The sequence below is a fragment of the Anaerobacillus sp. QJM3NY_17 genome (genome assembly GCF_056173665.1).
Map to the genome: position 1 here is coordinate 82,856 of NZ_CM149685.1, position 21,913 is coordinate 104,768.

Sequence of the window (21,913 nt, forward strand, 5' to 3'; positions counted from 1 at the left end):
TCAGTCGATTTTTTATTCTGAAATAGAATCTTAGTGTGAAAGCAACTAAATTTTTATAACATTTTTTATATTTAGAAGAAGGAATTAATAACTAGAAGTTGAATAGTGCATATATGCTCTAATTAATGGAAAAAGGTGGTGCACTCAAGTTGGAAATTACAGATGTTCGCCTACGCCGTGTGAATACGGAAGGACGCATGCGCGCAATCGCTTCCATCACAATGGATCATGAATTCGTCGTTCATGATATTCGCGTCATTGATGGGAATAACGGCATGTTTGTAGCGATGCCAAGCAAAAGAACTCCAGATGGAGAGTTTCGCGATATCGCTCATCCAATTTCGTCGAATACAAGGGAAAAGATTCAAACAGCTGTATTAGCTGAATATCACCGTGTTGGTGAAATGGAAGCTGCTTATGAGGAAGCTGGAGCTTCCTAATCGTAAAAGTCTGGTCAACTGACCGGGCTTTTTTATTTGACCAGAAATTTCGCTTCATTTAGAAAAAAGTCATAGACCTTTCTTTTCCAACTTTTTATATGCTGAGGATTTAGGGAACTTCCTTGAAAATGAGGGGTTTTTGAGATATAGTCAAAGTGGAAAAATAGGATACAATGGAGGAACCATATACATGAATAGATTTGCAGTTGTGTTAGCAGCAGGTCAGGGAACACGGATGAAATCAAAGCTTTATAAAGTGCTTCACCCCGTTTGTGGGAAGCCTATGGTAGAGCATGTTGTTGATCAACTTGATGAACTTAAGCTCCAAAACATTGTAACTGTCGTCGGTCATGGCGCTGAAAAGGTTCGTGACCAGCTTGGTAGTCGAGTGAATTATGTCCTCCAGGAAGAACAGCTTGGTACAGCGCATGCTGTGATGAAGACTCAAGACACCCTAAACGATAAGGATGGCGTCACCCTTGTCGTATGTGGAGATACCCCTTTAATTACGAAAGAAACAATGGATGCACTATTGACTTATCATGAAGATCAGGGTGCAAAAGCCACGATTCTAACAGCAGATGCGGATAATCCATTTGGATACGGTCGAATTATCCGTGATGAGAATGGAAGTGTTCAACGAATTGTCGAACAGAAAGACGCAAGTGAAGCTGAGCAGAAAGTAACGGAAATTAACACAGGTACATACTGTTTTGATAACAAAACCCTTTTTGAGACGCTTCAGCTCGTTAAGAATGAAAATGCTCAGGGAGAGTATTATCTTCCAGATGTTGTTGAAATTCTTCAAAAGCAAGGTGAGATCGTAAGCGCCTATCAAACAGCAGATTTTGATGAAACAATGGGCGTAAATGATCGAGTCGCGCTTTCAAAAGCTGAAATTGCGATGAAAAAACGAATTAATGAGAAACATATGCGTAATGGCATTACGTTAATTGATCCCAATCAAACATATATTTCTTCAGAAGCAGTGATTGGTCAAGATACTGTTATCTATCCAGGAACCACTATAACTGGCAAAACCACTATTGGTAATGAAGCTAAGATCGGCCCTAACTCTGAAATTAAGGATAGTAAAGTTGGAGATAAGAGCGTTGTGAAACAATCGGTTATTCATGATAGTGAAGTGGGAAATGCTGTCAATATTGGTCCTTTCGCACACGTTCGTCCAGCTTCACAAATTGGGAACGAAGTGAAGATTGGAAACTTCGTTGAAGTAAAGAAGTCTGTTATGGGTGATGGTAGCAAAGCTTCCCATTTAAGTTATGTTGGCGACGCTGAAATTGGTAAAGATGTGAATCTTGGGTGTGGTTCAATTACAGTAAATTATGATGGTAAGAAAAAGTACCTAACAAAAGTTGAAGATGGCGCGTTCATTGGATGTAATGTGAATTTGATTGCCCCTGTAACGGTAGGTAAAGGTGCAACTGTTGCTGCTGGATCGACGATCACAGATGATGTTCCTGAACAGGCGCTATCAATTGCTCGTTCTCGTCAGACGAATAAAGAAGACTACGCAACGAAAAAGAAGGATAGTTAATTTTAAGAAGATAAGAAAGCTTGAACTCTTGGTGTCTTACTACAATGCATAATCGTTTTGAAGTGATTAAGACGCTCGCGCTTTTCTTACTAATTAATGGAGGGGTACCGGCCAATGGCTAATTATTTAGATCCAAACTTGAAAGTGTTTAGTTTAAACTCGAATCCTGATCTTGCAGAAGAGATCGTAGAACATATTGGTGTTCCGATGGGGAAATGTTCTGTTGTTCGCTTTAGCGATGGGGAAATCCAGATTAACATTGAAGAGAGTATTCGTGGGTGTGACGTTTACGTTATCCAATCAACTTGTGCTCCAGTAAACGAAAACATTATGGAGCTTCTTATCATGATTGATGCGCTAAAGAGAGCCTCAGCTAAAACAATTAATATTGTACTCCCTTATTATGGATATGCACGTCAGGATCGTAAAGCAAGGTCTCGTGAACCCATTACGGCGAAGTTAGTTGCAAACTTACTTGAAGTTGCTGGAGTAACTCGACTCATTACACTCGATCTTCATGCTTCTCAGATTCAAGGATTCTTTGACATTCCTGTTGATCAATTAATGGGGGTTCCGACTCTCGCTAAACACTTTGAAGAAAAGAACCTTGAAGATATTGTTGTCGTATCTCCAGACCATGGCGGTGTAACTCGTGCTCGCAAGCTTGCTGAGCGACTGAAGGCACCAATTGCTATTATTGATAAGCGTCGTCCACGTCCAAACGTAGCAGAGGTCATGAATATTGTAGGTAATATTGAAGGGAAAACGGCAATCATTATTGACGACATTATTGATACGGCCGGTACAATTACCTTAGCAGCCAATGCATTGATCGAAAATGGAGCGACTGAAGTCTTTGCATGCTGTACGCACCCTGTTTTATCAGGACCAGCTATTGAACGCATCGATCAATCTAAAATTAAGGAACTTGCTATCACAAATACGATTCCGCTTCCGCATGATAAGCAAATCGATAAAATCACACAACTATCTGTTGCACCTCTTCTTGGTGAAGCAATCATCCGTGTTCATGAGCAACTTTCTGTAAGTAAATTATTTGATTAAATAATTTATGTTTATTGCCTCGTGATTATGGGTATCCATATAGAAGAGTAAAACCTAATCAGGAAGGTGATTTCAAATGGCAGCAACATTAAAAGCATTAGATCGTAATACGAAAAAAAGAAGTGAACTTAGAACATTACGCGAAACAGAAGAAGGACTTCCGGCTGTTCTTTACGGTAAAGACCGCAAAAGCGCACCGGTACAGGTTGACGCTTTAGAGTTCATTAAAGTATATCGTCAGGTCGGAAAAAACGGCGTTATTGAATTGAACTTTGAAGGACAGGGCACTTACCCAGTCATGGTTTACGACATGCAAGTTGACCCAATCAAGAATCAAGTTCTTCACGTAGACTTCTATTCAGTTGACCTTAACAAGGAAGTTGAAGCGGAGGTTCCAGTTCATTTGACTGGCGAAGCTGCAGGTAGCAAAGAGGGTGGCGTTGTTCAGCAAATGCTTCACGAGATTCTCGTAAAAGCGAAGCCGAACGATTTCCCTGATAGCATCGACGTTAGTATTGCTGAACTTAACATTGGAGACGCTATTCAAGCGGGAGATCTTCCAAAAGGAGATAAATACGAAATTCTTCTAGACGCTGAAGAGCCAATCGCTTCGATTGTTCCTCCGACGGAAGAACCTGCTGAAGACGAAGAAGAAGCTGATGAAGTGGCTGAAGAGCCACCAGCAGATCAAGAAAAAACTGATGATGAAACAACGAAAACCGAATAAACTTCGAAGACGTAACCGAACGGGTTACGTCTTTTTTTCAAGATAATGAGCTAACAGGTGAATAAGTGCTCGCATTTTTGATAGGATAGAATAAAAGTAATGAAAGGTAGGGCGTCAGCTGTTGAAATTAATTGTAGGCCTCGGTAATCCGGGGAAGAAATTTGATAATACAAGACATAATGTAGGATTCATGGCTATTGATCAGCTATCGAAAGACTTAGGCATATCTTTAGATCAAAAGAAGTTTCAAGGGATCTATGGGAAAGGTATAGTAAACGGAGAAGTAGTGTACCTCTTAAAACCGCAAACATATATGAACTTGTCAGGTGAATCGGTACGTCCTTTGATGGAATACTTTAATATTGAAGTGAATGATATGCTAGTCATTTACGATGATTTGGACCTTCCTACTGGTAAAGTGAGAATTCGTCAAAAAGGTAGCGCCGGTGGTCACAATGGGATGAAGTCGATTATCACGCACATTCATACTCAAGATTTTAAGAGAGTGCGGATAGGAATAGATCGATCTGCCAGACAGTCCGTTATTGACTACGTTTTAAAGCCATTCTCTAAAGAAGAGGCAGAGCCAATTCAGCTTGCCATTGAACAGACGGTCAAAGCTTGTGAAGCATGGACAACGACGTCGTTCCCAGAAGTAATGAATCAATATAACACATGAATATCCTTCTATTCTCCCGTCCATACTAGTAAAAGTTAGGAACAGGGAGGATCTGTTATGGATATTCATTACGTATGTCGTCACTGTAGAGCTGAGATTGGAAGATTGTCACAGATGAATCACACAGCTGATGAACTCGGATTTCAGCAGCTCACTGAAGAGGAGCGGCAAGCAATGGTTCATTACCACCACGATGGTACAATTGAAGTGAAAGCCATTTGTGAAGATTGTCATGAAGCTATGGAGCGTACGCCTTCTTTTCATGAGCTTGATACATTTATTCAGTAAGAAGCTTTGGGAGTTCGTCCAAAGCATTTTTGCGTTAACAGAATGATTATAAAGAATAGTCTGTGTTATAGAATATAAATTTAAGAGAAGTCTAGCTTCAGTGACAGGTCCCTTGGGCTGCTTCGCCTTTTTCAAAACAATCAAGATTTGTTTTGACTAATTGGTGGAAGCGTTTCTTGGGACTACATGTGCGCTTGCGCTTTTCAGAGTGAGAGGGGAGAATAACCTACCGATGTTAGGCTTAAGAGAATATTTTAGTAAGGGCGATGAATTCCAGTCCGTTTTTACCGGGGTGAAAGAGGGTCTTAAAGAACAACTTGTTGCAGGGCTAGCTGGTTCTGCTCGGATGTTCCTAATGGCTTCTCTCTATCATGAAACAAAGCGCCCCCAGCTGATTATTACCCATAATTTATATCAAGCACAAAAGCTGTATGAAGACATGTGTGAGCTTGTTTCACCAGACGAAGTGTACTTATACCCAGTTAATGAACTCATTTCTTCGGAAATCGCGATTGCTAGCCCGGAATTAAGAGGGCAGCGAATGGAAGCTTTAAATTATTGGATGAAAAATAACAATGGTATTGTGATTGCCCCGATCTCGGGAGTAAGAAGATATTTACCACCGAAGAGTATCTGGGAAAGAAGCCAGATTTCGTTTACATTAGGCGACGATATTCCTTTGGATGAAACACTCGCTACTTTTGTAGCGATGGGTTATGAACGAGTACCAATGGTATCTTCACCGGGGGAGTTCAGTGTGCGTGGTGGTATCATAGATATTTATCCATTGACTGAAAATAGCCCAATACGAATTGAGTTATTTGATACTGAAGTTGATTCGATTCGATTTTTTGACATCGAGTCTCAGCGCTCTGCTAATAAAACAGAACGAATTACGATAGGACCAGCAGACGAAGTTGTTTTATTCCCTGAGCACTATGAAAAAGGGGCAGAACGTCTTCAACAAGAACTTCAGACTTCTTTAAAGAAAGTGAAGGATCAGAAAGTAAAAGAAGCAATGCATGAAAACATTACTTACGAAATTGATCAATTAAAAAGCCAGCAAAATTTTCAGGGTGTTATCAAATACATGGACTTCTATTACGATCAGCCTGCGAGTTTGCTAGACTATTTACCCGATGATGGTCTGGTCGTTTTTGATGAAGTGAGTCGCATTCAGGAAATGTCATCTGATCTGGATAAGGAAGAAGCAGAATGGCAAACAGCTCTTCTCAATCAAGGAGAGATTGTCTCGTCTGTTTCCCTATCGAGATCTTATGATACGTTATTCGCTAAGCCTGTACACTCAACTATCTATTTATCGATTTTCTTACGACATGTTCCCTATACAAATCCTGAGAATATCATTAATGCTTCAAGTAAAGCGATGCAAAATTTCCATGGTCAGATGAAAGTATTAAGTACTGAGATTGAACGATGGAAGAAAAGCGGTATGGCGATTGTCTTTCTTGCAGCAACGGAAGAAAGACGTAAACGACTTGAACGTGTACTAGAGGATTATGAAATTAATGCGATGATGGTCGAACAAGATACGCCGATCTCTCATCAGCAGCCACAGATATTAATCGGAAGTCTTAATGGTGGATTTGAACTGCCGATGCAAAAGCTAGCCGTTCTAACAGAGGCGGAAGTGTTTACGAAACAGTCGAAAAAACCGCGTCGCTCTCAAAAGATGTCTAATGCCGAGCGAATCAAGAGTTATTCAGAACTAAAAGTAGGCGATTATATCGTTCACGTGAATCATGGGATAGGAAAGTATCTCGGTATCCGAACCCTTGAAGTGAGTGGTATTCATAAGGATTACCTGTATGTGAGCTATGCTGGTAATGACAACTTGTATGTACCAGTTGAACAAATTGATCAGGTGATGAAGTACGTTGGATCTGAAGGAAAAGAACCAAAACTATATAAGCTCGGTGGAACAGAATGGAAGAAAGTTAAACGTAAAGTACAATCTTCCGTTGAAGATATTGCAGACGATTTAATTAAATTGTATGCAGAACGTGAAGCAAGCGTTGGCCACAGCTTTGAGAAAGATACGGAAGAGCAAAGAGAATTTGAAGCTGCCTTCCCTTATCAAGAAACAGACGACCAGCTTAGAGCCATTCAAGAAATTAAAGAGGATATGGAAAAAACACGTCCGATGGATCGATTGCTTTGTGGAGATGTTGGTTACGGTAAGACAGAAGTCAGTATCCGTGCCGCTTTTAAAGCTATAATGGACGGAAAGCAAGTAGCCTTGCTTGTTCCAACTACAATTCTAGCTCAGCAGCATTTTGCAACGATTCAAGAGCGTTTTGCAGATCATCCGATTAACATTGGCTTATTAAGTCGTTTTCGCTCACGTAAAGAGCAAAATGAGACGTTAAAAGGATTAAAAAATGGGACCGTGGATATTGTTATTGGTACGCACCGTCTTTTATCAAAGGACGTCACCTATAACGAGCTTGGGTTACTTATTGTAGATGAAGAACAGCGTTTTGGAGTAACACATAAAGAGAAAATTAAGAAGTTAAAAGCGAATGTCGATGTGCTTACTCTTACTGCAACGCCAATTCCACGAACGCTTCATATGTCGATGTTAGGTGTGAGGGACCTATCTGTGATTGAGACCCCGCCTGAGAATCGCTTCCCAGTTCAAACGTATGTGGTTGAATATAGCGGCACGCTTGTACGAGAGGCAATTGAAAGAGAGCTTGCTCGAGGGGGACAGGTCTATTTCCTATATAATCGAGTGGAATCAATTGAATACATGACAGACCAAATTCGTACACTAGTGCCTGAAGCAAGAGTTAGCTTTGCACACGGTCAAATGACTGAGACGGAGCTTGAATCTGTGATGATTGATTTTCTTGATGGCAATTACGATGTTCTTGTAAGTACAACGATTATTGAAACAGGCGTTGATATTCCTAATGTCAATACACTGCTCGTGTATGATGGGGATAAAATGGGACTTTCTCAGCTCTATCAACTACGTGGTCGCGTTGGGCGTTCCAACCGAGTAGCTTATGCTTATATCACTTATCAACGGGATAAGGTTTTAACCGAAGTAGCGGAAAAACGTCTTCAAGCGATTAAGGAATTTACTGAGCTAGGTTCTGGATTTAAAATTGCGATGCGAGATCTTTCGATTCGAGGTGCTGGTAACCTTTTGGGTGCAGAACAGCATGGGTTTATTGATTCAGTTGGTTTTGATTTATATTCTCAAATGTTAAAAGATGCCATCGAAGAAAGAAAAGGTGATGCACCGAAAGAGAAAGCATTTAGCGTTGAAATTGACCTTGAAGTGGATGCCTATATTCCTGGTACGTATATTAACGATGAGAAACAGAAAATCGATATGTATAAACGTTTCCGATCAATTGAATCGTTGAAAGATATTATGGACTTACAAGATGAAATGATGGATCGCTTCGGTGATTTTCCTGAAGAAGTGGACTATCTTTTCCAGGTCTCCCGCATGAAAGAGATTGCCAAAGAAGTTAAGGTTGAGAAAGTTGGCCGAAGTAAAAAAGATATACAACTTCTATTCCACGAATCGGCTCGAGAGGCGATTGGTGGGGAAACAATTTTTGAAGTAGCGAATGAATTTGGAAATAAGTTAGCTTTAGGAGCAGATGGAAATAAAGTGAAGGTAACGGTGAAAGGGAGAGGTCTTGATACAAAAGCTCACCTACAGCTTGTTGAGAAAGTCTTAAAGAAAGTGAAGCAAGCAGTAAAACAGCCAATGAATGCGAATTAAAGTCGATTTTGGATGAATCTCATAATTTTGACAGGTTTGTGAATAGAACTGATACCTCGAAAGGATACTAATGGAAACATATTGTAGAACAAACAATAGTAAAAGTGATTGGAGCAATCACCTACAACTTCCAGAAAGTGAGGCAACTTAGATGAAAGCAACAGGTATCGTTCGTCGTATTGATGATTTGGGTCGTGTTGTCATTCCGAAAGAAATTCGCAGAACCCTCAGGATTAGAGAAGGAGATCCATTAGAAATTTTTGTTGATCGCGAAGGGGAAGTTATTCTTAAGAAGTATTCTCCCATTAGTGAATTAGGTGACTTTGCCAAAGAGTATGCCGAGTCTCTTGCAGAACATTCGGGACACATTGCTCTCATATCTGACCGAGATGTCTATATTACAGCTGCGGGGGGACCAAAGAAAGAGTATTTGAACAAAAGCATTGGCGATTCTGTAGAAAAAGCAATGAATGAGCGAAGAAGTTTACTGAACGAAAGTAAGTCAGAGCTCATTGAAGGTGTTCCTGTTGATACAGGTCACGTGATAGCTCCAATTATAGCGAATGGCGATCCAATTGGTACGGTGATTCTACTTGCAAAAGAAGATGAAAAAGTGACTGAATTGGAACAAAAGCTGTCTGAAACGGCAGCTGGTTTCCTAGCAAGACAAATGGAACAATAAGTATAGAAGAAAATGGAGGCCAATGCCTCCATTTTCTTCGTTTTATGAAGCTTGAAAAGTTTCCCACTTTTATTCATGTGATATAATTCGTACATAAACTGGTACTTTCATTTGGCAGGTGTATATGACAAAAGAAGAAAATCAAAAAGGATTTTGGCAAGGCGCACTTCTGCTAACTGCAGTAGCCCTTTTTATGAAAGTCCTCAGCGTCGGCTATCGAATTCCTTATCAAAATATAACTGGTGACATCGGTTTTTATGTGTATCAACAAATTTATCCATTTTACTCAATCGCGATAATACTTGCTACATATGGGTTTCCTGTCGTGATCTCCCGACTTATTTCAGAAGAAATTGCAAAAAGTGAGTATGAGAAGGCTGAGGAGCTTTCACGGTATAGCTTTTGCGTGCTTGTGATTCTAGGCATTACAGGCTTTATTTTGCTTTATACAGGTGCGCCAGCGGTGGCGGCTTTAATGGCGGATCGAAATTTAGTTGGTCCTCTGCGAATGACGGCATTTTCATTTCTTATTATGCCTGGCATTGCTTCAATCAGAGGTTTTTTTCAGGGGCAGGAAAATGTGGTACCTACTGCATGGTCTCAAGTGACAGAACAATCGATTCGTGTTATCGCTATTCTTGCTATTTCAATTGGTCTTGTAGCGGGCGGAGCGGATGCATATGCGACTGGTACAGGTGCAGCGCTAGGGTCAATATTAGGAGGAGTCGCTGCGCTATTGCTTCTTGTAGTGCTTCGATTTAAAAAACGAGTAGCTAAAATAACGAAAATCAAATTTGAGCCTTTTCGGTTCATTGGCATTGCGCGTAGGCTCCTAACAGAAGGGACGTTAATTTGTGTAAGTGCGCTTGTATTGGTGCTATTTCAGTTAATGGATGCTTTAACGATTGTGCCGGGATTAACTGAGCATGGTCTTTCTTCTTTAGAAGCTCGTGAAATGAAAGGGGTATTTGATCGAGGACAGCCATTAATGCAGGTTGGTACCGTTCTGGCCACATCTCTCTCATTATCGATTGTCCCAGTCATTTCTAAAGCGGCTGCAGAGAATAATGAGATATTGATTCGCGAAAAAGCAGCTCTTGCTCTTAAAGTGAGCTTTGTAATAGGGCTTGCTGCTGCAGCGGGATTGGCCATTATTATGAGTGAGACAAACATGATGTTATTTAAAGATCAATCCCTTTCTGTTACGCTCAGTATCCTTGCCATTGCAATCTTTTTTAGTTCGCTTAGCATGACGGCAGCAGGTGTTTTGCAAGGAGTAGGCTTAGCGAGAAACGCTGCTCGGTATGCTGGAATTGGAATACTAGTTAAGGGATTGTTAAACCTTGTTCTAATCCCGCTTATCGGTATTAATGGGGCGGCAGTGGCCACGGTTTTTGGCTTTGTCGTTGTCGCTACGCTCGCCATTCTTGCCGTATATTACAAAGTAGGGCTTCTCCAGTACCAATTTCATTTAAGGCGTGCAGTAACAGCCGTTATGTTCATGAGTGCAGCAGTAATCATTCTGCAACTATTTATCCCCTCCTTCCTTTCTAGGGGGCTTTCAAGCGTTTCAGCACTTGGAGGCGCATTACTCGGAGGCATCGTTTTTGGGTTTGCAACATTAGCGCTGCGGGTGTTTACAGAGAAAGAATTAATGCAATTGCCAAAAGGAGAAATTATTACGATCTATCAAAATAAATTACGGAGAGGGGCATAAGCGATGCCACGTATAACAATTGTAGGAACTGGAGCGGGAGATCTCAGTCAGCTTTCACTAGGAAGTTACCGCACGCTTCAGTCAGCTGAACGGATATTTGCTAGGACGCTTGATCATCCCGTTCTTAGGGAATTGATGGATGATGGGCTATCGATGACAGGGTTTGATGAGGTATATGAAGCGAATGAATCTTTCGAGGAGACTTATCGAACCATTGTTAATCAGCTGTTTCATGAAGCACAAAAAGGATCGCTTGTTTACGCAGTACCTGGTCATCCAATGATGGCTGAAGCAACCGTACAGCTCCTGTTGGAAGAACAATCTCAACATGGTGTTGAAGTGACTGTTGCTGGAGGTCAAAGCTTTCTTGATGCGCTTTTTACTGCAGTTCGAATCGATCCTATTGAAGGTTGTCAAATTCTAGATGCCACGCGTTTTACAAAGTCTGAGGTTCAGGTACGTAATCACTTAATCTTTGTCCAAGTTTATGATCAATTTACAGCATCGAGTGTAAAACTCACATTAATGGAGCTCTTACCTGACGATTATGAAATTACTGTACTGCAAGCAGCGGGAAGTCGGGATGAGAAAATCGTCTCTGTTCCCCTATTTGAATTAGATCGTTCGATGGAAGTAAATAATTTAACCGCTGTCTACGTTCCTCCAGTAAAAGAAGAAAATCTTCTCTACCAGGATTTCGGATGGTTACGAAATGTGGTTGCAACACTGCGAGGACCTGGGGGGTGTCCGTGGGATAGAAAGCAGACGCATGAGTCTCTCAAAAAATATTTGATTGAAGAAGCCTATGAAGTATTAGAAGCTATTGATGATCAAGATGAAGAGCATCTCGCAGAAGAGCTTGGTGATGTGCTGCTTCAAGTTATGCTTCATGCTCAGATAGGTGAAGATGAAGGTATGTTTTCTGTGGATGATGTGATTCATAAGCTAAACGACAAATTAATACGGAGGCATCCACACGTATTCGGCGACGAAAATGTGCAAACAGCCGAGGAAGTAGCTGGTGTTTGGAAGCGAGTGAAAGAAGAAGAAAAGAAAATTGCACCATCACAGTTTGATCAGGTACCAAAAGGGCTTCCAGGTCTCATGCGCGCCAATGAAATCCAGAAGGCTGCTGCGAAAGTCGGGTTTGACTGGGACGAAGTTGAACCGATTTGGGCAAAGATTTATGAGGAACTAGCCGAATTTAAAGAAGCTGTAAATGAAAAATCTTTTGATGATCGAGAAGACGAATTAGGCGATTTAGTGTTCGCTGTCGTCAATTTAGCTCGGTACTATAAAGTTGATCCGGAAGTGGCGATCCATCGCACGAATCATAAATTCTTCTCGCGTTTTCAATATATTGAGAATCGGGTAAAGGAAAAGGGACTTGAGATCGAGAATTTATCACTTGAGGAACTTGATCACTTCTGGGATGAGGCAAAAGAAAAAGGAATTTAATAGGGAGCGTTGAAACAAATGAGATTAGATAAATTTCTGAAAGTATCGCGTTTAATTAAACGTCGTTCAATCGCAAAAGAAATTTGTGATAAAGGACGAATTGAAGTGAATGGAAATAAAGCTAAAGCTGGAACAAATGTGAAGGCCGGCGACGAACTGGTGATTTCCTTTGGTCATAAGAAAGTGACGGCCCGAGTTGATGAAATTAAAGAAACAACGAAGAAAGAAGAAGCTAGCAATATGTTTACCATTTTAAAAGAAGAAGCTGCAGGTGAATAAAAAAGATCCGAGAGGGTCTTTTTTTTATTGATGTTCATTTTGAAATTCTCTTTTAATGAGAAGGGAATGGGCTACTTTTTGAATCGTTTTAGCCATCAGAACAGCTTGTTCTAAATGATCTCTTCTTCTCATAGACATGTATCGAGAAGAGGAGGAGAGCGATGGATAATTATTATGAATATGGCACATACGATAAGGCTTCTAACACCCCAGAGCATGATTTAGTTATGAAGTCGCGAAAGTCGCTTGAAATTACAGGTGTGAAGCACGTCGATAGCTTCGATAATGAAGAATTTCTTCTAGAAACAGCAATGGGATTTCTTGCGATCAGAGGGCAGCATTTGAAAATGAAAAATTTAAATGTCGAGCAAGGTCGTGTTTCGATCGAAGGGAAAATCTTTGATCTTAGTTATCTCGATCATCACGAAGGGGAAAAAGCTAAAGGTTTCTTTAGCAAGCTGTTCAAATGACGCTAACGGTGCAATTTTATACGATGGTAGCCATGGTGGCTATGGGGGTGTGGCTTGGTATAGCCATGGATACCTATAGCCGTTTTCTTCATCCAGATAGAAGTAAAAGTTTGTGGCTCTATGCGAACGATATCGTTTTCTGGTTGCTACAAGGGCTGATTATCTTTTATGTTCTCTATCTTGTTAACGAGGGTGAATTACGATTTTATGTCTTTTTGGCCATATTATGTGGTTATGCAGCATATCGGTCCCTTTTTCAACCGTTATATCGCCGTTTACTTGAACGAATCATTTTAATAACTATTGCTATTATTCGTTTTGTGAAGTCTTTATTTATTTATCTTATTTATCAGCCGATAAGGTTCATATTGAAAGTTGTATTTAGCTTATGTATGATGATAGTGAGTATTATGACAACCATTTTTTGGTTTATCTTTAAGTTTTTTTGGGTACCGTTAAAGTGGGGATTCTCGTTGATCTGGCGATTAATACCACAATCGGTACAAATGCCACTAATAAAATTAGCAGGAGTTGCCGATAAAATAAAGAACTACATATACCATTGGTTAACTAAAATACGAAAGTGAGGAGGGAAAAGCTTGGTTACTGCGAATAAGCGTAAGCCTAAAGTTACGGAAGTGCATTCGGAATATCATCAAGAGAAACAGCTACAGGACAAAGTGAAAGAACGAAGAAAGAGAGGTCTTGTACGGCGTCTGACAGCCTTCGCGGTAGCTGCTTTAGCCATAGCTATTCTATTCATCTCCGTATTCACTTCACAGGCAGCAACGATCGAAGAAAAAAACTTACAGCAAAAGCAGGCTGAAGAAGAATTAACGAAACTGAAAGACCAGGAAAAATATTTAACGGAAGAAATTGAGAAACTTAATGACCTTGATTATATCGGTGAATTGGCAAGAAGAGACTACTTTATGTCAAAACCCGGAGAGACAATCTTTAAGCTTCCTTCTTCCTCAAATTGACACGTTGTTTTTTGAAGGGGTATAATTAGCGTACGACTGATCTTTTAAAGATTCTAAGGAGGAGCTTTTTTTACATGGCAATCGAAGTAGGCAGCAAGTTACAGGGAAAGGTAACAGGTATTACAAATTTTGGCGCGTTTGTTGAACTACCAGACGGCAAAACAGGTCTCGTTCACATTAGTGAAGTTGCAGACAATTATGTTAAGGACATTAATGATTTTCTTTCAGTTGGCGATCAGGTTGAGGTAAAAGTCATCCAGGTTGAAAACGACGGTAAAATTGGTTTATCGATTAAGAAAGCAAAAGATCGACCTGCTCCTGAGCGTCCTCAGGGCCGTCCACAAGGTCGCCCTCAAGGTGGAGGAGGCCGTCCACAAGGCGGTGGAAGACCTGGAGGTGGTGGTTTTAAAGGTAAGCCACGCGGTGGTGGCGGACGTCCACCGGTAGAGTCATTTGAGGATAAAATGAGCAAGTTCCTTAAAGACAGTGAAGACCGCCTTTCAACTTTGAAGAAACAAACAGAGTCAAAACGCGGTGGTCGCGGCGCTCGTCGCGGCTAGGGCTTGTTGTCTACTATTTATATTCTATAACAAACCAGGCATGCATTCGCATGCCTGGTTTGTTATATGTGAAGATGTATTCCCTGTCATCTCAGTAAATGTTTTTGGTTAATTTTCTTAAGTAAGTTGCAGTATAGGATTATACGAAATGAATCTTTTATAGTTTCTGAAGAAGATTATAAGATTTTTATGCAAAAATATTAAAAAGAAGTTGACACAAACTTTCTCGCAATGTATTATATATCTTGTGCTTAAGAAAGCAACAGTCTTATGGCGGTGTAGCTCAGCTGGCTAGAGCGTACGGTTCATACCCGTGAGGTCGGGGGTTCGATCCCCTCCGCCGCTACCATTTTTATTAATTGGCCCGTTGGTCAAGTGGTTAAGACACCGCCCTTTCACGGCGGTATCACGGGTTCGAATCCCGTACGGGTCACCACTTATTAGTAATAACTATTCATTTGAATGTTTGTTATATACATAGTCTGCTAAAAAACACCCTGCATTTTATTAATGCAGGGTGTTTTTTTTGTCTTGTCTTTCATGATTTCACTATGAGTCCTAGGATTCATAGTGAAAATAAACGTTATTAATATTCTTTTATTGGTTTTATGAGAGTTTCTTTTCTTTTTTATCTTTAACATTTCGACCTTTTATTTCTAGTTGCTTTTTTAGATAGAAAAGCATGAAAAAGCTTTATCTTTCTAATGAAAATTCATACTCTCCTATAATATGGATCGTTCCAGTTGTTTACAGGTTTCTTGTTCTGTCTACAAGTGATTGACAAGCTTCACTGAAAGAAGTCGAGAAGTTTATATCATACCTGTTCTTTTTTTGACAAAAAGCGAATTTCTATTGTGTTTTAATGATTAACACAAACTGCTTCAAGCAGATCGGTGAAAAAAAGAATGAAAGAAAGCAGGTGGGGGAATGCAAAGCGAACTAGTGATGGAAAGGTCAAAATCGAAGGTGGGCAAATGGATTCACGGAACAAAGAGTCGATTAGAAACGATTCTATTCCAGCGAGGTCTTCTGCTTTTTGTGATTGGGTTCCTACTTGGACGAGCTGTTATCCTTACTCAGGTTACTCCTTTCGCTATTCCTTTTTTTGGCGCAGTATTCTTCCTGAGACGAGAACGTGCACCTATGATTATCGTTGCTTTATTAGCTGGAGCGGTATCAACGGCTAATTTGCAGAATACAGCATTTATAATGTGTGGCATTCTTGTTTTTCTATTCATTAATCGTTTTGTGAAGTTATCTTCCCTTTCTCTTGTTAAGACGTTACCCATACTTGTGTTCTCAACGAGTATGTTGGGACGTCTGATCCTAAGTTTACTTACTGAACGTTCATTAGCTAACACAAATTGGATCCTAGCAGCTGTTGAAGGTGCTCTTGGAATGATACTAACCATTATTTTTATTCAGAGTATACCGGTATTATCTATTAAGAAAAGAACTCAGGCTCTAAAAAATGAAGAGATCATTAGTTTTATCATTTTATTAGCAACGATGTTAACAGGAACAATAGGTTGGGTTGTATATGGTTTCTCAATTGAAAATATCCTTTCTCGGTATCTCGTATTAATTTTCGCATATGTAGGTGGAGCAGCGATTGGCTCAACAGTTGGCGTGGTTACTGGCTTGATACTGGCCCTCGCTAATGTAGCTAGTCTCTATCAGATGAGTATGCTTGCGTTCTCGGGATTACTTGGTGGGTTATTGAAAGATGGTAGAAAAGTTGGAGTTGGTATGGGTTTACTGATCGGTACGTTATTAATCGCTTTATATGGGAGTGGTCCTGAGTTTCTATATCCTAATCTGATGGAGTCTGTGATTGCCGTATTACTCTTTTTCTTCACACCATCTAAAGTTACTTCACAGCTTTCTAAATATATCCCGGGAACGGTGGAACATGCGAATGAGCAGCAACAATACTTAAGAAAAGTACGCGACGTTACAGCTAATCGTGTCGAACAATTTTCAAGCTTATTTCAGGCTCTTTCTAGTAGCTTTACAGATGCCGATCTTCAAGGTGAAGAACAGTCAGAACGCGAAGTTGATTATTTTCTAAGTCACGTTACAGAAAAGACTTGTCAAAATTGTTTTAAGAAAGAAACTTGCTGGGCGAAAAACTTCGATGCCACCTATGGGTATATGACAGGGATAATGGAGGAACTGGAACAAACGGCGGAATTGACTAACTATAGTCTGAAGAGAGATTTCGATAAGCACTGCATTAAGGCAAATAAGGTGATTGATCTTATTGGAAAGGAGATGAGTCACTATCACGCCAATCGAATGTTAAAAAAACAAGTTCGTGAAAGCCGGAAGATCGTTGCCGATCAATTGCGTGGAGTGTCGCATGTTATGGGGGATTTCGCGAAAGAAATACAAAAAGAGCGTGATAACCTCCACCAACAAGAAGAGCAAATCATGGATGCCATTCAAAGTATGGGTCTGGAAGTAGGACAGGTGGAAATCTACAGCTTAGAAGAGGGAAACGTCGACATTGAGATGAAGATACCTGCCTGCGGAGGGAGAGGAGAAGGAGAAAAGGTCATCGCTCCAATGCTGTCAGATATTCTAAAGGAAAACATCGTCGTGAAAAGAGAAGTGTGTGCAGAACATGAGCACGACACATGTCACCTTTACTTTGGTTCAGCTAAAGATTTTGTGATCGAAACAGGCGTAGCAAATGCAGCGAAAGGAGGAGCTTGGATATCTGGAGACAGTCATTCTACGATTGAGCTAGGTGCAGGCAAATATGCTATTGCGATAAGTGACGGAATGGGCAATGGAGAGAGAGCGCATCAGGAAAGCACGGAAACCATTCAACTCCTTCAAAAAATTCTACATTCAGGAATTGATGAGACGGTGGCGATTAAATCGGTTAACTCTGTTCTATCTTTACGAAATACCGACGAAATATTCTCAACGCTTGATTTAGCCATGATTGACTTACAGGATGCTTCAGCCAAGTTTCTTAAAATTGGATCAATTCCAAGCTTTATAAAAAGAGGCGATCGAGTCATGATGGTGGAATCTGGTAATCTACCGATGGGGATTATTCCAGAATTTGATGTAGAGGTCGTAAGTGAACAATTAAAAGCTGGGGATCTCTTGATCATGATGAGCGACGGTATTTATGAAGGGGTTAAAAATATAGAGAATCCGGAGTTCTGGATGAAGCGGAAAATTAGAGAGCTTTCAACAGATAAGCCACAAGAAATTGCAGACCTCATCATGGAAGAAGTAATTAGGACGGAGTATGGCAGAATTGATGATGACATGACGATTGTAGTGGCAAGAATAAAACGTAATGTGCCTAAATGGTCAACTATTCCAATCTATTCAGCTCCTTCATTCAGGAAGAAAAAAGCGCAGTAGGTAAGTATAAACTCTCCTCCTAAAGGCGATGCTTGTAACAGCAAAAAAGGAGGAGTCGAGATGAAGAAAGGAACGCTAAGACAGATTCTATTAATCACAGACGGATGTTCAAATCAGGGGGAAGATCCGGTTGCAATGGCGGCTCTTGCACGGGAGCATGGAATGACAGTGAATGTAATTGGAGTGCTAGACGAAAACGAGCGGACAGATCATGGACTAAAAGAAATTGAGAATATTGCATTATCTGGCGGGGGCATCCACCAGCTTGTTTATGCTAAGCAGCTATCGCATACGGTACAAATGGTTACACGTAAAGCGATGACCCAGACGATTCAAGGATTCATTCATAAAGAATTGCAATCGATCTTGGGTAGCGAAAAAGAAATAGAAGATTTACCACCTGACAAACGGGGGCAGGTCGTGGAAGTGGTCGATGAACTGGGGGAAACGATGGATCTCGAAGTGTTGATTATGATCGATACAAGTGCGAGTATGCAGCATAAACTTCCTACGGTAGAAGATGCCCTTCTTGATCTTTCAATTAGCCTTCATTCAAGAATCGGTGAAAACGAATATTCTCTATATGCATTTCCCGGGAAACGAAAGCAAGTAGAACGTCTAATGGATTGGACGCCAATGTTGAAAGATATTCATACCATTTTTCCAAAGCTGACATCTGGAGGCATTACGCCAACAGGTCCGGCATTAAAAGAAGCGATCGAAGCTTATCAGAAAAAACGCTCAAAGAGAGGGCTATTAGATGACGGGTACTTCGAAGAATCAGGCAGCTGATGTTTCTCGTGGAACAAGACTAAGTGGGAAATGGAATCAGCAAAGCTACCAAATTATGAGGAAATTAGGTAGCGGGGCACTTGGTACAGTATACTTAGCTGACTCTGCAAGGGGGCGAGTCGCATTAAAATTAGGTACTGATAGTATGTCCATTACGTCAGAAGTGAATGTTCTAAAACAGCTTTCGGTGGTCCAGGGAACAGTTCTTGGGCCGTTTTTCTATGAGGTGGATGACTGGGAGATAAATGGGAAGCGTTATCCGTTTTATGTGATGGAATATATTGATGGTGAACCTCTTTTTACTTTCATTGAACGTAGAGGAAAAGAATGGATTGGGATTTTAATGCTTCAATTGCTCCGTGATCTTTCAGCCCTTCATAAAGAAGGCTGGGTTTTTGGTGATCTAAAACCAGACAATCTTCTAGTAGAAGGATCGCCTCCAACTATGAGATGGCTTGATGTGGGAGGGACGACTTCAATGGGAAGGTCAGTGAAGGAGTTTACGGAGTTTTTCGATCGAGGATACTGGGGGCTTGGCAACCGAGTAGCAGAGCCGTCGTATGATTTATTTTCTGTAGCTATGATCGTAATAAATGCCGCTTACCCTAAGCGATTTGACCGTCCTAAAAAAGACTCAGAAACCTATTTGCTCAATAAAATGGAACAAAGTCATCTGCTAAGGGAGTATAAGCCAATTCTTCGAAAGGCTCTACTAGGGAAGTATATACATGCTCAAGATATGCGACAGGAGCTTTTTTCCCTACTGCAAGGAGATAAGTCAAAGGTCCGTAAACGACCAGAAGCACCTTCTAACTCAAGGGTAGCCTCAAGGCAGAAGCCTCCAAAACGTGTGAAACAAAAGAGCTCAAAATGGATTGAAACCGTACTAATAGTTGCTTTTCTTCTATTCTTCTATACTTTATACTTAGTTGGTCATGTTTTTTAACAGAGCCTATATAAAAGAAAGGTTTGAAAAAGACGTAGTTGGGTTATTAGTACTAAAATGAAATGCTGTTTATCGAGACAGTGAGTGAGAGGAAGACAGAGTTTGTTGCAAGATGTCGAACGTTTTATCCACAAGCATGATTTAATCAAACATGGGGATACGCTAGTTATTGGAGTTTCTGGAGGACCAGACTCTGTTGCGCTACTTCACTACTTAGTAAGTTTAGCTCCCCGATTAAAATTATCAATTGTTGCCACGCATGTGGACCATAGTTTACGGGGAAAGGAATCTGCTGAGGATTTAGCGTTTGTGGAGAGCTATTGTGAACAAGAAGGGATCATCTTTGAAGCTTCTACGGTAGATGTGAATGCTTACAAAAAGGAGCGAAACCTCTCTACACAAGTTGCAGCACGAGATTGCCGCTATGATTTTTTTCGAAAAGTAATGGAAAAACATCATGCTAGCGCTCTGGCCCTTGCTCACCATGGAGACGATCAGATTGAAACAATGCTTATGAGACAGGTTCACGGTAGCTCAGGTTCTGGACTTTCTGGGATGCCGGTCCAACGTCCCTTCTCAACTGGAAAAATCATTCGTCCGTTTCTATGCGTTACAAAGGAGCATCTCGTGAACTATTGTAAGGAGCATTTACTTGGGTATAGGCTCGATCCATCTAATGAGAGCAATCAATATATGAGGAATCGTTTTCGGAATCATGTGTTACCTTTTCTTAAAGAAGAAAATCCCAATGTCCATACAAGATACCAATTATATAGCGAGCGAGCTCAAAGTGACGAAGCATTTTTAATGAATTTAGCTAAGGGATATCTCGATGATGTGATCATCGATCAATATGACAAATTTGTGAAGTTGGATAACAAGGCGTATGATTGCCTTCCTATTCCTTTACAAAGAAGAGTGATTCATCTAATATTAAATTATCTTTATACAGGCAATGCTCCTTTTTCTTCTATACATATTGAGGATTTGCGGTTAATGCTCGATTCTGAGCACCCTTCTGCTTCCCTTAATCTACCCCTGGAACTGAGGGCGGTAAAATCTTATACCACCTGTTATTTTTCTTTTGAAACCTTTTTGCAACCAGAACCGTATAAGTATCATCTCCCTTTATGGGGTACTGTCGAAACGCCACTTGGAACGATTACGGCCATTCCAGTTAACGACGTTCCGCAACACCTGACAAGTGATGATCTTATTATTGAGGAGCAATTGCTTCCTGCGGTTGTGCGCTCCAGGCGTCCTGGTGATCGAATTCAGCCAAAAGGCATGATAGGGACGAAAAAGGTAAAAGATATTTTTATCGACCGTAAAATAGACCGTTCAGAACGCGATGTATGGCCAATCGTTGAGGATGTGATGGGCCACACAATCTGGGTCGCTGGAGTAACTCGTTCTGAAAAGGCAACACTGTCTGCAAAAAAGAATCAGCTCGTGCACGTGCACTATGAGAAAAAAACACTTACATAGGTTGGGAGGGCAATACCACTGATGTTAAATGAAATTCAAGAAACACTAATTAGTGAAGAACAGATTCAAGAGAAATGCCGCGAGTTAGGGAAACGGCTTTCAGATGAATACGAGGATCGCTTTCCGCTTGTAATTGGCGTCCTTAAAGGTGCAATGCCTTTCATGGGTGATTTAACAAAGCGGATGACTTGTCATCTTGAGATGGACTTTATGGACGTATCAAGTTATGGCAATTCAACCGTTTCTTCTGGTGAAGTAAAGATAATTAAAGATCTTGATACTTCCGTAGAAGGACGAGACGTTCTTATTCTCGAAGATATTATAGATAGTGGGTTAACGCTTAGCTATTTGATCGACCTTCTAAAATACCGTAAAGCAAAGTCGATTAAGATTGTAACGCTTCTAGATAAGCCTACTGGAAGAAAAGTTGATTTAAAGCCGGATGTGGCAGGATTTATCGTACCTGATGAGTTTGTAGTCGGATACGGTCTTGACTTTGCTGAAAGGTATCGTAATCTTCCGTTTATCGGGATTCTTAAACCCGAGATTTATCAAGGTTAATTTGTTGTAGTCAGTTGTGCCAGTATGGTAAGATAATCTATGGTTTCCTGTTCGTGGGAGGAGGTAA

Annotated in this window: 20 protein-coding genes and 2 tRNA genes; all 22 read left to right on the top strand. The window is 40.6% G+C overall.

From position 1 onward, the window contains the following. Positions 1-149 precede the first annotated feature (149 nt). The gene (gene spoVG / locus AC0VYV_RS00425) at positions 150-440 is read left to right on the top strand and encodes a septation regulator SpoVG (protein WP_098445913.1); all 291 of its coding nucleotides are present in this window, start codon (positions 150-152) and stop codon (positions 438-440) included. A gap of 190 nt (positions 441-630) precedes the next feature. Next, complete coding sequence (gene glmU / locus AC0VYV_RS00430) at positions 631-1,998, top strand: bifunctional UDP-N-acetylglucosamine diphosphorylase/glucosamine-1-phosphate N-acetyltransferase GlmU (protein WP_475374367.1); 1,368 nt, start codon at positions 631-633, stop codon at positions 1,996-1,998. Positions 1,999-2,112: 114 nt separating this feature from the next. Continuing rightward, positions 2,113-3,063 carry a ribose-phosphate diphosphokinase gene (locus AC0VYV_RS00435; protein ID WP_194222596.1) on the top strand — a complete coding sequence of 317 codons (951 nt, stop codon included), beginning with the start codon at positions 2,113-2,115 and terminating at the stop codon, positions 3,061-3,063. A 76-nt stretch (positions 3,064-3,139) separates the two neighbouring features. Beyond that, a complete protein-coding gene (locus AC0VYV_RS00440; protein WP_194222597.1) occupies positions 3,140-3,790 on the top strand; it encodes a 50S ribosomal protein L25/general stress protein Ctc in 651 nt (216 codons plus the stop codon). A 121-nt stretch (positions 3,791-3,911) separates the two neighbouring features. Continuing rightward, positions 3,912-4,469, top strand: a complete 558-nt coding sequence (pth, locus tag AC0VYV_RS00445) for an aminoacyl-tRNA hydrolase (RefSeq protein ID WP_430243493.1) — start codon at positions 3,912-3,914, stop codon at positions 4,467-4,469. 57 nt (positions 4,470-4,526) lie between these two features. Next, positions 4,527-4,757 carry an anti-sigma-F factor Fin family protein gene (locus AC0VYV_RS00450; RefSeq protein ID WP_283153210.1) on the top strand — a complete coding sequence of 77 codons (231 nt, stop codon included), beginning with the start codon at positions 4,527-4,529 and terminating at the stop codon, positions 4,755-4,757. 232 nt (positions 4,758-4,989) lie between these two features. Further along, positions 4,990-8,523: a transcription-repair coupling factor gene (gene mfd, locus AC0VYV_RS00455; protein ID WP_475373176.1), complete on the top strand. Its 3,534-nt coding sequence runs from the start codon at positions 4,990-4,992 to the stop codon at positions 8,521-8,523. A gap of 151 nt (positions 8,524-8,674) precedes the next feature. Continuing rightward, a complete protein-coding gene (gene spoVT, locus AC0VYV_RS00460) occupies positions 8,675-9,205 on the top strand; it encodes a stage V sporulation protein T (RefSeq protein ID WP_194222601.1) in 531 nt (176 codons plus the stop codon). Between the two features lie 124 nt (positions 9,206-9,329). Beyond that, positions 9,330-10,922: a putative polysaccharide biosynthesis protein gene (locus AC0VYV_RS00465; protein ID WP_475373177.1), complete on the top strand. Its 1,593-nt coding sequence runs from the start codon at positions 9,330-9,332 to the stop codon at positions 10,920-10,922. 3 nt (positions 10,923-10,925) lie between these two features. Continuing rightward, entirely contained in the window at positions 10,926-12,380 is a 1,455-nt protein-coding gene (gene yabN, locus AC0VYV_RS00470; RefSeq protein WP_430243487.1) for a bifunctional methyltransferase/pyrophosphohydrolase YabN, read from the top strand. An 18-nt stretch (positions 12,381-12,398) separates the two neighbouring features. Then, positions 12,399-12,659, top strand: coding sequence for an RNA-binding S4 domain-containing protein (locus AC0VYV_RS00475; protein WP_194222604.1), 261 nt, complete (start codon positions 12,399-12,401; stop codon positions 12,657-12,659). Between the two features lie 161 nt (positions 12,660-12,820). Further along, positions 12,821-13,129 (top strand): sporulation protein YabP, encoded by a 309-nt coding sequence (yabP, locus tag AC0VYV_RS00480; RefSeq protein WP_194222605.1) that lies wholly within the window; start codon positions 12,821-12,823, stop codon positions 13,127-13,129. Then, positions 13,126-13,716, top strand: a complete 591-nt coding sequence (gene yabQ / locus AC0VYV_RS00485; protein WP_430243485.1) for a spore cortex biosynthesis protein YabQ — start codon at positions 13,126-13,128, stop codon at positions 13,714-13,716. Before yabP ends, yabQ begins: the two co-directional genes overlap by 4 nt. Before the next feature lie 12 nt (positions 13,717-13,728). Then, entirely contained in the window at positions 13,729-14,112 is a 384-nt protein-coding gene (locus tag AC0VYV_RS00490; protein ID WP_226616861.1) for an FtsB family cell division protein, read from the top strand. 74 nt (positions 14,113-14,186) lie between these two features. Continuing rightward, positions 14,187-14,672: a S1 domain-containing RNA-binding protein gene (locus AC0VYV_RS00495; RefSeq protein ID WP_194222608.1), complete on the top strand. Its 486-nt coding sequence runs from the start codon at positions 14,187-14,189 to the stop codon at positions 14,670-14,672. Positions 14,673-14,944: 272 nt separating this feature from the next. Further along, a tRNA-Met gene (locus AC0VYV_RS00500) sits at positions 14,945-15,021 on the top strand. Between the two features lie 12 nt (positions 15,022-15,033). Then, positions 15,034-15,108: transfer RNA gene (locus tag AC0VYV_RS00505), tRNA-Glu, on the top strand. Positions 15,109-15,599: 491 nt separating this feature from the next. Then, complete coding sequence (gene spoIIE, locus AC0VYV_RS00510) at positions 15,600-18,059, top strand: stage II sporulation protein E (RefSeq protein WP_430243483.1); 2,460 nt, start codon at positions 15,600-15,602, stop codon at positions 18,057-18,059. A 60-nt stretch (positions 18,060-18,119) separates the two neighbouring features. Next, positions 18,120-18,851, top strand: a complete 732-nt coding sequence (locus AC0VYV_RS00515) for a vWA domain-containing protein (RefSeq protein WP_404684336.1) — start codon at positions 18,120-18,122, stop codon at positions 18,849-18,851. Beyond that, the gene (locus tag AC0VYV_RS00520; protein WP_430243479.1) at positions 18,820-19,797 is read left to right on the top strand and encodes a serine/threonine protein kinase; all 978 of its coding nucleotides are present in this window, start codon (positions 18,820-18,822) and stop codon (positions 19,795-19,797) included. The genes AC0VYV_RS00515 and AC0VYV_RS00520 overlap by 32 nt, the downstream gene beginning before the upstream one ends. Positions 19,798-19,899: 102 nt before the next feature. Continuing rightward, positions 19,900-21,285, top strand: coding sequence for a tRNA lysidine(34) synthetase TilS (tilS, locus tag AC0VYV_RS00525; protein ID WP_475366281.1), 1,386 nt, complete (start codon positions 19,900-19,902; stop codon positions 21,283-21,285). Between the two features lie 21 nt (positions 21,286-21,306). Next, positions 21,307-21,846, top strand: coding sequence for a hypoxanthine phosphoribosyltransferase (hpt, locus tag AC0VYV_RS00530; protein WP_098445932.1), 540 nt, complete (start codon positions 21,307-21,309; stop codon positions 21,844-21,846). The last annotated feature ends 67 nt before the right edge of the window (positions 21,847-21,913 follow it).

Bases quoted from the DNA above. Each gene is read 5' to 3' on its own strand.
- glmU (WP_475374367.1), top strand. From the start codon at position 631: ATGAATAGATTTGCAGTTGTGTTAGCAGCAGGTCAGGGAACACGGATG.
- AC0VYV_RS00435 (WP_194222596.1), top strand. From the start codon at position 2,113: ATGGCTAATTATTTAGATCCAAACTTGAAAGTGTTTAGTTTAAACTCG.
- AC0VYV_RS00440 (WP_194222597.1), top strand. From the start codon at position 3,140: ATGGCAGCAACATTAAAAGCATTAGATCGTAATACGAAAAAAAGAAGT.
- AC0VYV_RS00450 (WP_283153210.1), top strand. From the start codon at position 4,527: ATGGATATTCATTACGTATGTCGTCACTGTAGAGCTGAGATTGGAAGA.
- mfd (WP_475373176.1), top strand. From the start codon at position 4,990: ATGTTAGGCTTAAGAGAATATTTTAGTAAGGGCGATGAATTCCAGTCC.
- spoVT (WP_194222601.1), top strand. From the start codon at position 8,675: ATGAAAGCAACAGGTATCGTTCGTCGTATTGATGATTTGGGTCGTGTT.
- AC0VYV_RS00465 (WP_475373177.1), top strand. From the start codon at position 9,330: ATGACAAAAGAAGAAAATCAAAAAGGATTTTGGCAAGGCGCACTTCTG.
- yabN (WP_430243487.1), top strand. From the start codon at position 10,926: ATGCCACGTATAACAATTGTAGGAACTGGAGCGGGAGATCTCAGTCAG.
- AC0VYV_RS00475 (WP_194222604.1), top strand. From the start codon at position 12,399: ATGAGATTAGATAAATTTCTGAAAGTATCGCGTTTAATTAAACGTCGT.
- yabP (WP_194222605.1), top strand. From the start codon at position 12,821: ATGGATAATTATTATGAATATGGCACATACGATAAGGCTTCTAACACC.
- yabQ (WP_430243485.1), top strand. From the start codon at position 13,126: ATGACGCTAACGGTGCAATTTTATACGATGGTAGCCATGGTGGCTATG.
- AC0VYV_RS00495 (WP_194222608.1), top strand. From the start codon at position 14,187: ATGGCAATCGAAGTAGGCAGCAAGTTACAGGGAAAGGTAACAGGTATT.
- spoIIE (WP_430243483.1), top strand. From the start codon at position 15,600: ATGCAAAGCGAACTAGTGATGGAAAGGTCAAAATCGAAGGTGGGCAAA.
- AC0VYV_RS00515 (WP_404684336.1), top strand. From the start codon at position 18,120: ATGAAGAAAGGAACGCTAAGACAGATTCTATTAATCACAGACGGATGT.
- AC0VYV_RS00520 (WP_430243479.1), top strand. From the start codon at position 18,820: ATGACGGGTACTTCGAAGAATCAGGCAGCTGATGTTTCTCGTGGAACA.
- hpt (WP_098445932.1), top strand. From the start codon at position 21,307: ATGTTAAATGAAATTCAAGAAACACTAATTAGTGAAGAACAGATTCAA.